The following is a 13073-nucleotide window of genomic DNA, read 5'->3' on the forward strand; positions in this document are numbered from 1 at the left end:
TCATTGATATTTTTCACATTAGTCTACAAACATGAATTCATTGGAAGTACAAAGCACTTGAGCGTACTTTTCCCATCCACTCATTCGAGCGGGTGTCTTAATCTGATCTCGATGATGTTTTAAGAATGCCTTACCGAGATCAATTTCCTCACTTGATGGTTTTCGCGATAAGACACGCTGATAGAGAGTATTAATCGCAGCATCAATCCCCTTGTCAGCAGTCATTTTTTCCAGATCTAAATCTTTGACTAACAAACTGGACTGCTCAATCACCAAAGGACTATTCAATGCAAACAAAGCTTGCTGGGGAACTGTTGTAAAGGGCCGTTGGGCGGTACTTGATTCCACATTAGCAAAATCAAATGTACGAAAGATATTTGGTAGGTTATTACGATCCACAAAACTGTAAACGGTACGTCGTGGGTGAGTGGGAATCCGGTCGATCAGGTAACTTTTGCCTCCCCGTTCCTCAGAGAGTTGTCCTGAGACTAATAAAAGTGAATCTCGCATCGCTTCAAAGTCGAGTCGCTGTGGAGGTCGTTTCCAAAGTAAACGATTATCGGCATCAATCAAGTTTGCCCGTCGGTTTTCCTGTGAGCCCTGTTGATATGTTGCTGACATCATAATTGTCTTGTGAAGCGACTTGATAGACCAGCCTTCTTCCATAAACCGATAGGCAAGATAATCTAATAATTCTGGATGAGTGGGTGGATCACTTCTGACACCGAAATTGCTGGGAGTTCTCACGATTCCCTGACCAAAATGATGCATCCAAACCCGATTAACAAAAACTCGGGCCGTTAATGGATTATCCCGAGAGGCAATCGCCTCTGATAATTCCAGACGACCACTTCCTTTCTGAAATGGTTTTCGATCTTCTCCAGCCAAAATCCTGAAAAATTGACGCGGCGTTTTTTCACCACGTCGACCGGGATTCCCTCGTAAATGGACATGCGAAGTGACCGGCTTGTCCTTGTCATAAACCACCATCGCTCGTGGAGGTGCGCCCGGGGATGTTACATCTAACGTCTGTATGTTCTTCTGAAATTGGCGAACTTTATTTCTCTGAGCCCGATTGAACCCTGCCTGAACAAGATTGTCACTCACTGCAGTCGGTGATTCCGGGTGATATAAAATTTGACGAATTTCTTCTGCATCTTTGTCAGCAAGTTTATCAGGTAATTTCGCTTTCGCTTTTTTGGCTGTATCGATCGTCTTCAGCCACTCTAATTCCACCTCTTTAAAAACCTTACCGTAAATTCGGCACACATCATAAATTGATTGTGGTGGGTTGTTTTTCAATGCATGTAGAATCAAACGGTTGAATCTTTTTTCTGGCAGCGTTTCCCCTTCCTGACTAGCTAATTTTTGGATGACTTCAGAGGCACCGGCTGGATAATTTTCTTTTTTGACTGAAACGAATGCCATCCAAGGTGCAAAGACAGCGCGATATGATTTTGCTTTACGTTTCAGAAAAGCTTGCCAGAGAGCCACGTATCCTCTGTGAGGTGTCTCTTTCTCATATTGTGGCTTTTCGTTCGACAGTTTTTCTTTTTCGACAATCGCCTGTAACACATCTGCTACTGTCAAACGTGCTTTCGCTCTGAATTTTTCCGATTCTTCATGTATGAAATCATCTAATTTTTTCTGGCGTTTTGCTCGTTCCGCCTGATATTTTTTGTATGCTTTTTCGGACTTTGGTTTTCCGATTAGTGGTAAATCTTTTTCTTCCGGCTCATAGCTACTAAAGAAAACTCCATACAATGAGTAATAATCTTTGATCGGAACAGGGTCAAATTTATGATCGTGACAGCGAGCACAAGAGGCAGTCAACCCTAATAAACCTCGCGAAACCAAATCAATACGGTCATCAATGATATCATGTATATTCCCTCGATAACGACGACCCACGGTCAGAAAACCGAGTGCAGCCAGTGAACGATCATCTCCTTTACGATCCAGCTGATCTGCCGCTAATTGCTCTTGAATGAAACGATCATAAGGGAGATCTTCATTGAAAGCGCGAATAATATAATCACGATAAGTATAGGAATAGGGATAACGACGTTCTGATGTAAACACATAGCCCTTGGTATCCGCATAACGAGCAACATCTAGCCAATGTCTCCCCCAACGTTCTCCATAGCGTGGTGAGGCCAACAGGCGATCAATCAGCCTTTCATAAGCGTCTGGTGATTGATCATTCACAAAAGCTTCTACTTCTTGAAATGTAGGAGGTAAGCCTGTTAAATCAACCGATGCTCTTCGAATCAATTTCCTTCGATCAAGGCGCGGGGAAAGCGATAGACCTTTTTCTTCCAAACGTGAAATCACAAAAAGGTCTACTGGAGAAGAAACCCTTTCTTGATTCTTCACTTTGGGTAATTCAGGGTTTCTCACAGGACGAAACGCCCAATGACTTTTGGACAATGTCGCAAAATCATAAGTCCCATTCGCAGGAACCGCTTTGGGATCTTTATCAGAAAATGGCCAAGGTGTTCCCATTTTGACCCAACGAGTCAAAGCGGCTATTTCTCGAGCAGGCATTTTCCCTTCAGGAGGCATCTGGCTGTCATCATCATGATATTGGATTACCTGGATAATTCTACTTTTGAGTGGGTCTCCTGGAATCACGGCTTTACCGCTATCACTGCCTTTCATCATCCAGGCATGGGAATCCAGGCGTAAGCTGGCTTCCTGCTTTTTAGGGCCATGACAAGCATAACAGCGTTTTACTAAAACAGGGCGAATTTCTTTTTCGAAAAACTCAATTTGATCAGCAGGAATTTTATTGGCTGCTTCGAGTAAAGACATCGCTGGAAACGCCAATAGCACAAAGATGATCAAATGACAAACAGTTTTGACCACGTGAGATGACGACAAAGGATGAAACAGAATCAAAGACCGCTTCATTTTCCAGTTCTTTCTCGGTTAGATGACATATGTGGTGGGAACAAGGGGTGGGAGAAGGTCTAACACCTAAATCAATTTGAAAATGACAAAACCTCCATCAATACTATTTTACTCTACTATCGGCTCAAAAGGTAGTCAGTTCTTGTATTTAAGTCTTGTGGAGCATCGTTTTAGGACTTTTCAAACTCACATCGATACTTAAGAATGTTATGAAATTGAAACCCGCTCTACCCATAGAATTTACTCCTGGGAGTGCATTAAAGTTTCGCTATAGTTACTATCGGACTAAAAGTGACATGGTGCTTCGATATTGTCCCCATCAATTCAAGCAGAATCATTGAGGTAAGCATGACAGAAGATCAGATTTTATCAGAAGAACAGATACAAGAGTTTTTGAACACTCATTCCGAATGGGAACTCCGAGATGGTTGGATTAGACGAAAGTATTCAACTCCCGGTTGGGCTCATACACTCATGCTGGTGAATACCATAGGTTATCTGGCAGAAGCGGGGTGGCATCATCCAGACTTAAGTGTTGGCTATGCTGCCGTAACCGTCAAACTACAAACACACCGTGTGAAAGCAATCACAACCAAAGACACGGAATTGGCGAAAAAAATTGAGGAGACAGTGACCTGGTTACCAGACGATGCAGCAGCCCTTGATGGTTTTCCAAAAAACTGGGTTCGCTAAAAGATAAACAGTTATAAGACTACAAGAGAGACCAACTATGAAACAGGAACGCATCCTGTTTGTGACGGGCAAGCTGGCTGAATATTCACTGCGCGAAGTATTGGAAAAACTTGCCCCCCAGGTTGGTTTTGAATTTGAAGTCATTGTGTTGAATGTTCAGGTTGCTGCTTTGATGCACGTTCCTCTGGTCAAACGCAGACTGACAGTTCCTGACGGCATCGACTGGATCATGCTGCCAGGTATGTGTAAAGGTGATCTTCAGGTTCTCATTGACCACTTTGGAATTCCGTTCAAAAGGGGCCCCAAGGATCACTTCGACCTGCCCGAATATTTTGGACAAGAGGGGAAGGCACCAAAAGATCTGTCTCAATACGATATCGAAATCTTAGCCGAAATCAATCATGCCCCGTTAATGTCGAATGCAGAAATACTGCAACAGGCAGAACATTACCGCCAAAACGGAGCCAATCTGATCGATGTAGGTTGTATCCCCGGAGAAAGTACAAAGCGAGCAGGAGAGATCGTGCGGATGCTGGTTGATTCAGGATACCGCGTCTCCATTGACAGCTTTGATCGAGCTGAAGTAGAAGCGGCTGTTGGTAATGGAGCCGAACTCATCCTCAGTTGTAATCAAACTAATCTCGACTGGGTTTCAAAACTGGGAACTGAAGTCGTTGCCATCCCGAATCTTCCCAGTGATTTCGATTCTCTTTGTACCATCGTTGATCAACTGGTTCAATCTGACACTCCTTTTCGAATAGATCCAATCCTGGAACCAATCGGCTTTGGATTCACAACATCCCTGGAACGTTACTACAGGGCAAGAAAAGAATTTCCTGATTTTGAAATCATGATGGGCATCGGAAATTTAACTGAACTGACGGAAGTAGACACGGCGGGAATCAATGTTCTACTTGCCGCTCTCTGCCAGGAACTTCAAATTCATAGTGTGCTTGCTACCGAAGTGATCAACTGGGCATGCAGCGCCATCCGAGAATTTGACTATGCAAGACGACTCATCAAATATGCCATCGAAAATAAAAGCTTACCCAAACACATTCATTACCAGCTTGTTATGTTGCGAGATGCCAAGCTTAACGAAAGAGGATCTGATGCATTAAGTAATCTTGCCCAAAATATCCGTGACCCGAATTACCGGATCTTTGCTGAGGAGAACCAACTACACGTCATGAATCGTGACGGATACTGGAAAGGAACTGACCCTTATGAACTATTTGATCAGTTTTCAGAGGCCAATCCCAAAGGGTTGGATGCCTCACATGCGTTTTACCTGGGTTACGAAATGTGTAAAGCAGTAACTGCTTTAACGTTGGGAAAGCAATATCAACAAGATCAGCCGTTAAACTGGGGTTTTCTCTCACAAGAGGAAGTCAGTGCCAATGAACGCAGACGAAAACAGGGCGAAGAGCCACAATGTGGACCTCGCTAATGATTCCTTAACCACCTGGCTCATGTTATACTAGGGCCTTCCATTGCGTCTCGCTCTAACGCGCACGCATCACGTTTTTCACTGTGAATCATGATAAAATAATGTCGGGAAACATATCTCAGGATTTCTCTCATCAATCCCTAGAGCAGGGAGGGCAAGTCGCAAGCCAGCTTCCTCTCGTGGAAGAACTGACTCCGTATCCAGATGTAGAACAGATCTTTCTTGAATTTGCAGGTGATGACAGTCTCTTACTTTTGGAAAGTGCACGTCAAACCTCATCACAAGGACAGTTCTCCTATTTGATGTGTAACCCACTCACTCGCATTCAAATCCAAAATACTCACTATTCAGCTGATCCTTTTGAATCGTTTCGGGACGTTTATACTAAAATTTTTGTGGAATCTATTCCTGGCCTTCCACCGTTCCAAGGAGGCTTTGCAGGCTTACTTTCCTACGAACTGGGACAAAGCTGGGAGAACTTCGCCCGTGCCTCCCACGATGAGTTTCAACTCCCGGACTTGGCTGTCGGTTTTTACGACTGGGTGATCGCCTGGGATCATAATCAGCATCGGGCATGGCTCATCGTCCAAGGTTTCGATCAAAGTCTGCAAACACAAGATATTAATCTTGCTGCAGAACGGCTGAAGTCACTTAAAACCAGAATCGATTCTTCCAACTTTAATCAACAGGACCAATTGGCCGCACTCTCACAAAGTGCTTTTTTGCATGCAAATAAACTGTCTCTTGATCAACTTTCTCCTGTTTATCCTGTTGAACGAAACGAAGAGATACTAAGTAACTTCAGCAAAACACAATTTCTAAATCAGATCGAAAAGATCATTGAATACATCTATGCTGGCGATATTTTTCAGGCAAATTTTTCGCAACGCCTGCTGAGCCGCAGCACAGGACATCCTGCTGAACTTTATCTGAATTTACGCTCAAAAAATGCGGCTCCGTTTGCAGGTTATTTTGGCTGGGATGACTGGGCGGTTGTCAGCGCTTCACCTGAAAGATTCCTGAATGTCTCACACCAAGAAGTGGAAACGCGCCCCATTAAGGGTACTCGTCGTAGAAAATTCATGCCGGAAGCAGATTTATTGACACGTGATGAACTACGTGAAAGCGAAAAAGATCATGCTGAAAATGTAATGATCGTTGACCTACTCCGCAATGATCTCTCTCGTGTCTGCAAACCAGGTTCCATTCGTGTTCCACATCTGTGTGAAGTTGAAACCTACGAAACCGTACAACATCTTGTCTCAGAAGTACGAGGACAACTTAAACCGGGCAAAACAGTCTGGGACTTACTGGCAGCTTCATTTCCCGGCGGTTCCATCACAGGCGCGCCAAAAGTACGATCAATGGAAATCATTGCGGAATTGGAACCGACTGTCCGTGGCCCTTATTGTGGTAGTCTGTTCTATGCCGGTTTGAATGGAGAATTCGACAGTAATATTCTGATTCGCACATTTACTGTCAGAAATGGATGGATTCAATTTCCTGTGGGAGGGGGAATCATAGCACAAAGTCATCCAAGGCTGGAATATGAAGAAACCCTGCATAAAGCCGCAGGGATGATTACCGCACTACAAAAATAACGTTAATTTTCAGAAGCAATTCCATGATCCTGATCATTGATAACTATGACAGCTTTGTCTTCAATCTGGCCTGCTATTTTGAAGAGTTAGGGCAACAGACCTTAGTCATCAGAAATGATCAAATGACTCTAGCACAGGCCGAACAAATCTCACCTGACGCACTTGTACTTTCTCCCGGCCCCTGTACTCCGAATGAGGCTGGTGTAAGCCAGGAACTAATTACACACTTTACTCATCGAATCCCAATTCTGGGAGTCTGCCTGGGACATCAGACGATCGCTACCAGCTTTGGTGGGAAAATCATCAAAGCACCGGAACCTGTTCATGGCCGGACTTCTTTAATCTATCATCAAAAATCCCGTTTATTGTCCAACCTGCCTAATCCATTCAAGGCAACGCGTTACCATTCCTTGATTATTGATGAAGCATCACTATCTTCTGATCTTGAGATCACAGCCAGGACGGAAGAGGGAATTCCGATGGCAATTGAACACCAAACAGCCCCACTGTTTGGTGTTCAATTTCACCCCGAGTCAATTTTGACAGAAAGTGGCCGTTCATTACTGGAAAGTTTTCTCTCATTTCTTCCATCACTCCCCAAACAATCCAAAAACGCTCATTGCTAATTTCACAATACCGGTTAGTCAAACTGGCTCGAGTTTAATTGCTAGTAAATAAACACCTCCGTTATGACCCTGCGTTTTTTTCATTTCCTTTTAATCCCATTCAATTCGTGTGTAATACTTCACAATAACCTCCCCAGGTCCAACCGATAATCAAGAAGATGCCAGAACAATAAAAAATCTGCTATCCACTTTACTGAGCGACATTCCGTTCATATATCCAGAACGATTTGTGGAGGTGCTTTCATGCAATCAACCAAATGGAATTCAAAGAAATACTATTTATCGATAATAACAATCACGGTCACTTTGATTGCTATATCGATCGATCAATCTTTGGCCGGTGAGTGGTTGCATGATTTTAAAATAGCTCAAAAGATGTCAAAACAAAAAGATCTCCCCATTTTACTACATTTCCATGCTTCCTGGTGCGGACCTTGCCGTCAGATGGATCAGAGTGTGTTAAACACTCAGGTTCTCACCAGTCAGTTTGGTAAACGTTTTATTGCCGTCAAAATTGACAGTGATCAAAACCAGCATCTGGTTGAGCGTTTTAACGTTCGTTCACTTCCCAGTGATATCCTTTTAACCCCCACTGGCACGATCATTACTCGTACAGAAGGTATGCAGGCCAAAAACACTTATTTAAGCTTCTTAGGTCGTGGCGCCTCTCGTTATGAAAATGATCGGCGAGTATATCTGGCTCAAAAAAGTAAGCAAGAACTCATGCAAAAACTAAAACAACAAGAAACAACCGAGTCTTTTGAAACAGAAGAAAATACTTATGTTGCCACTGAACCTCCAAAGTTAGGTCTAGATGGATACAGTCCGGTCACTCTGACACGCGACCGAAAATGGGAAAAGGGCAAAGAAGAATTCAACTGGTCTTACCAGGGAATCACTTATCATCTGGCAAGTCAGACTGAGTTAGAAATTTTTAAAATTGATCCAGGACGTTATGCCCCACAGTTACTGGGCTGCGATCCTGTGATTCTCAACAAACAAGATCGTGCCATTCCTGGAAACTTGAAATATGGTGCTTATTACGATCAAAACTTATATTTATTTGTTGATGTAGAATCACGCAATGAATTCAAAAAGAATCCTGATCGCTATAGCCGTACGATGCATGTCCTGAAAATCGAACAGCTTGAAACGGCAGTTCTACGCTAAGTCAACGTAATATTTATTTCGTATTCGCTGGCTTCTTTGCGGATTCTGATTTTTGAGTCTCCAGGGGCACCGTCTTAGTGGGATCATTCCTGGATGGTTTTTGGATTGCCTGTAACCGCGTACGATAACGCTCATACAATCGTGTTTGCTTACTTTCTGGCTGTAGTATTTTTCCACCAACACAAACTGCTTTGATATGCGAAGTATGCTGCAAAGGTGATCCGTCTGTAATGATCATATTTGCCAACTTGCCTTCCGTGAGTGAACCAATCTGACTGTCTACCCCCAATATTTCTGCGGCAGATAAAGTGACCGCTCGCAATGCGGCTTCTTCGGGTAAACCATAGGCAACTGCCATAGCGGCTTCAAATGGCGTGTTCCGAGAATTCCAGGCGCTATTGGAACGAATCGAGAATGTAACACCCGCATCATAGAGATGTCCCGGATTGGCATAAGGAGCATCAAAAGGATCATGGCCTTCTGCTGGACGCTTCATAACCGGCCCCACAATCACCGACACGTTTCTGGATTTTAATTCATCTGATAGCTTCCAGGCATCAGTCCCCCCCGTAATGATGATGTCTAATTTTTCCTCTTCTGCAAAGAGCAGGGCACCAGCAATTTCCTTCTGTGAATTGGCTTCGATAAAAACTGGCCTTTTTTTATCAAGATAGGGAATCAATGCTTCAAAACGAGGATCGGTCACTGGAACTTTTGAGCCATTCTTTTCAGCCTGTCTTTTAATTTTTTGATAAAGCCGTGCCTGGCTAATAAAGTCTTTCAATTCCTGTTGACGCTCTTTTTTTGTACTCCAAATGATCTGTAAGCCCGCTTCAAGATTCATAACCATCTCCGGTGCCGTCCAACCTGCTGTCTGAACGATCGAAGCTTGCCCTGAAATCAAACCACTCTGAGGGCATACTAGAACTGTTGTAATCCCACCAGCGCGTGCCACTGGAAACAGTTCCGAATCGGGATTGATCGCTACGCCAGTTCGCAAATCTGGTTGTAGATCACCACTTTCTGCATAGTCTCGTGTTTCTCGAACTTTATCAATTTCCGTGAGCCCTAACGTAGAACCAGAGTCAATCAATCCCGGATAGACGTGTAGCCCCTTCGCGTTGATCACCTTCATCTTTTTCGGAAGCGGTTTCGCAGCGCCGACATAGTCGATTTTTTCCCCTCGAACGATGATAGTCCCATCGAAAATATCTGCTCCATCAATCGGGTGGAGTGTTGCCCCCTTAATTGCAAACTCTTTAACATCGTCTGACGGCAATGATAGCGGCTCCCCCTTACGCCAGGCAATTTCAACTTGAGGAGTAGCAGACCGTCGCTCTGCTATCTCGGACATCGCCGTGGGTTGTTTTTTCCGATCGAAATAAACCTCCCCTTCGATAATCGTCATTTCACAACGGGAAAATGCATTCAATGGATGACCACTAAAAATAGCAAAGTCAGCATCTTTCCCTATTTCAATCGATCCCATTCTCTGATCCAAACCCAGCTCTCGAGCGGGGTTAATCGTAATGGTTCGAAGAGCGTCATTAAAAGTCATGTTCCCGTAGCGTACTGTTTTAGCGGCTTCGAGATAAAGATGCCTGATCAATTCCCAATCATCACTTTTAACAACCGTATTCACGCCAGCTTCATTGAGTAGCGCTGCATTATGAGGCACAGCATCAAACGCTTCAATTTTGTAAGCCCACCAATCCGAGAATGTACTACAACTGGCTCCATGTGACAGAATTTCCGGAGCAATCTTATAACCTTCCAGCACATGTTGTAGCGACCAGACTCGGATACCAAGATTAGAAGCAACTCGGAGCAGCATCAGGATCTCATCTGCCCGATAGCAGTGTGAATGAATAAATTTTTCATGATTGACGATATCAGCCAATGCTTCCAATCGTAGATCTCGGCGGGGAGGTAACCGTTTTTGCTTGCTATCGGATTTTTGAGCCTTCTCAAATTCCTGCCACTGGCGTCGATAATCCACAGCTTCCAGAAACGCTCGCTGCAATGTGGCTTCGACTCCCATTCTGGTATTAGGAAACCGTGACGTTCGGAATTTGACATTCTCACCCAGCGCAAATTTCACCCCTTGAGGTGCATCGTGCAGAATATGTTCTTGAGCCGGTTTCCCATGTTTTAATTTGACAACGCCATCCTGGCCTCCAATAACATTAGCCGAGCCATGGAAGAGTCGAGCCGTGGTCACACCACCTGCTAGCGCTCGATATTCTGATGGATCGGTCGTATTAACCACATCCTTAATACGTACCTCAGGTACAATTGACTGTGATGATTCATTGATCCCGTCAGTGATCATAATATGGCTATGAGTATCGATAATTCCAGGCATGACATACAAACCTGTAATATCTATCACTGTCGTGTTAGCAGGGAATTTCAATTGTTTGCCGATATTAGAAATCTTCCCATTCTTAACCAGAATCGATGTGTTTTTCAGAATCTTGCCGGTGACTGTAATCACAGTGCCATTCTTCAATACAAGATTCCCGTCCGTTTTTAGAACACGCCTGACCCGATCGGATTCTAATTCTGTTTTGAATTGATGGTAATTAATTTGTTTTGTCTCTGATTCCTTCAGATCTGGTTTTTTGGCGACAATTGCATCAGAAAATAAATCGTCTAATAATTCATTGCCTGCACCTTCAATAGATAATTGAATAGGATTTTTAGAAGTGGATTCAGATTTCGTTTTTTTACGGATAGCAGACCAACTGGTCTCTGTACCAAAGGCCGATTTTAATTTACCTGAAATACGTTCTGGCTTAGTCTCTTTTCCAAGCGCTCCGCTAAACTGAAGCTCAATCGCGTGTTCTCCGGCTCCAATCGCTACAGTAAATTGAAACTGACTTTTCTCAATCGTACCTGAGGTCACTTTGCCATCACCTTTTTCACTAGTAAAAGTGCCTCGCAAGTGCTCTTTTTCTTGAGAAATTTGTAGCTGTCCGATCACTTTTCCCTGTGCAGACTGAATTTCCACTCCCCAGACTCCCGCCAAATCGATATTCGCAGGCCGTTCTTGTTCAGGCGAGATCGTTCCTGGTGATTTTTCCTTGTCGACCTTAGATTTGTCTGAAAAATCCAGTTTGACCCCATCAACGAACAGATAGCGAACTTTCGTATCATCCTTCTCCCAAGGGCCCGACATAATTACCAGGTGAGCCAGTTTCCCTTTTTCAATCGTCCCGAGTCTTTGGTTTATCTCCAGGATCTTTGCAGCCCCCAGAGTCAAAAACCGGAGCGCCTTTTCTGCAGACAATCCTTCTTTCACTGCAGTCCGTAATTGAGGTATCAAATCTGATTCACGATTCTTTAATGATTCGGAAGAAACGGAAACAGGCAAACCACTATCAGCCAGCATCGTCAGACCTTGAATCCGTTCTTTCCAAAGTCGGAGCTTCTCTTTTTGGACACGTAATGGCTCTGATATCTCTGTAGTGAGTTTTTTCGTTTCCGCCTTATCTTCAACCTTCGGTTTTACTGGATAATTCAACTGGAAGATAATGCCTTGGGATTCTGTTTTTAATCGATCCAGACAAAGATGTGCTTCCGCTCCACCCCAGATAACTGGTTTGATTTTGAATTCACCACAAAAATCGAGCGTTCGTAATATTTCATCGCGCGAATTTGCTGCAAACACAGGAACTTTCTTCGTATGCAGAACTTCAAGTAAAGCCACATACGTAGGATCTGTTGGAGGCCGTTTAATGAAAGCAGACTGATCCTGATACAAATCCCAATGATGTTCGTAATGCTGAGTATCGAGAAAGGTTTGTCGTAAATGAGCAACAGCCCCCATTAAGGTTTTCGGATACACATTACCTTTTGGAGCGTATAATCTGAAAGAACTCATCGTGGATTTGATTAAAGTAGATTCTCTCACGGGGTGCTCGCTTGTTGAAACCAGAGTCCCGTGTCCACTGGCGATTTTCCCCTGAGGTAAGATATGAACTGAAGTAAAGCCCGCTTTCTGATAGTTCGTGAAACTGTTTTTTTTGTCTGTGACTGCCTGATTCACTTGAAAATCCGGGCTGAGATAATTGCGATTATCGGGGCGTGTCGCCGCCAGCGCATGCCGTCCGAAGTCTACTTTTCGTTCACTTGGCTTTGGAGGCTTAACTTCTTTGTTGATAAGGCTACTCGAAGCAGCGTCGATGAATCCAGCGTAAATGTGCATCCCCTGGCAATCAATCACCTCTGCATCTGAGGGAATCTTAAGATCAGAACCGACCTTTTCGATTAAACCATTTCTAATCAGAATGGTCGTATTTTCCAATACAGCTCCAGGCTGAGTGACTACTTTTGCATTTGTAAGTGCAAATGCAGTTAATTCAAAACCGACATTTCGTTTGGCTTGCCCATTAACTTGAACAGGAACTGCAAGTGCGATAATCAAACATAATAGACCGAGAAAGCGGAAACAGTACATTCTAGTTCCATGTATTAAATAATGAGAATCGAGTTATCACCGAGAATCAATCAAAGGTTTGGGTATTTACTTTAGCAACCCTCTCAGGCAATGAGAACAGGTAAATACATCAGAATGCTCTATCAGGAATTTGAAACCAGTCATTATAAGCTTGTAAT

The 13073-nt window shown here is 43.7% G+C and carries 7 protein-coding genes; 5 read left to right on the plus strand and 2 right to left on the minus strand.

Annotated features, from left to right (window positions below; genetic code table 11):
* Window positions 1-18: 18 nt before the first annotated feature.
* The gene (locus V202x_RS12880) at window positions 19-2913 is read right to left on the minus strand and encodes a PSD1 and planctomycete cytochrome C domain-containing protein (RefSeq protein ID WP_145175286.1); all 2895 of its coding nucleotides are present in this window, start codon (window positions 2911-2913) and stop codon (window positions 19-21) included.
* A 348-nt stretch (window positions 2914-3261) separates the two neighbouring features.
* Here V202x_RS12880 and V202x_RS12885 point away from each other — a divergent pair, with 348 nt between their 5' ends.
* The 5 genes from V202x_RS12885 to V202x_RS12905 all read left to right on the plus strand — a co-directional run bounded on the left by V202x_RS12885 (window position 3262) and on the right by V202x_RS12905 (window position 8453).
* Entirely contained in the window at window positions 3262-3606 is a 345-nt protein-coding gene (locus V202x_RS12885) for a 4a-hydroxytetrahydrobiopterin dehydratase (protein WP_144986488.1), read from the plus strand.
* Between the two features lie 37 nt (window positions 3607-3643).
* Window positions 3644-5056 (plus strand): DUF6513 domain-containing protein, encoded by a 1413-nt coding sequence (locus tag V202x_RS12890; RefSeq protein WP_145175288.1) that lies wholly within the window; start codon window positions 3644-3646, stop codon window positions 5054-5056.
* 101 nt (window positions 5057-5157) lie between these two features.
* Window positions 5158-6657 (plus strand): aminodeoxychorismate synthase component I, encoded by a 1500-nt coding sequence (gene pabB / locus V202x_RS12895; protein WP_145175291.1) that lies wholly within the window; start codon window positions 5158-5160, stop codon window positions 6655-6657.
* Between the two features lie 23 nt (window positions 6658-6680).
* The gene (locus V202x_RS12900) at window positions 6681-7283 is read left to right on the plus strand and encodes an anthranilate synthase component II (RefSeq protein WP_145175294.1); all 603 of its coding nucleotides are present in this window, start codon (window positions 6681-6683) and stop codon (window positions 7281-7283) included.
* A gap of 243 nt (window positions 7284-7526) precedes the next feature.
* Complete coding sequence (locus tag V202x_RS12905) at window positions 7527-8453, plus strand: thioredoxin domain-containing protein (protein WP_145175297.1); 927 nt, start codon at window positions 7527-7529, stop codon at window positions 8451-8453.
* Window positions 8454-8466: 13 nt separating this feature from the next.
* On the opposite strand, the gene V202x_RS12910 is transcribed toward V202x_RS12905, so the two are convergent.
* On the minus strand, window positions 8467-12915 hold the full coding sequence (locus V202x_RS12910) for an amidohydrolase family protein (RefSeq protein ID WP_145175300.1): 4449 nt from the start codon (window positions 12913-12915) through the stop codon (window positions 8467-8469).
* Between the last annotated feature and the right edge of the window lie 158 nt (window positions 12916-13073).

Origin of the sequence: Gimesia aquarii, from assembly GCF_007748175.1 — a bacterium.
GTDB lineage: Bacteria > Planctomycetota > Planctomycetia > Planctomycetales > Planctomycetaceae > Gimesia > Gimesia aquarii_A.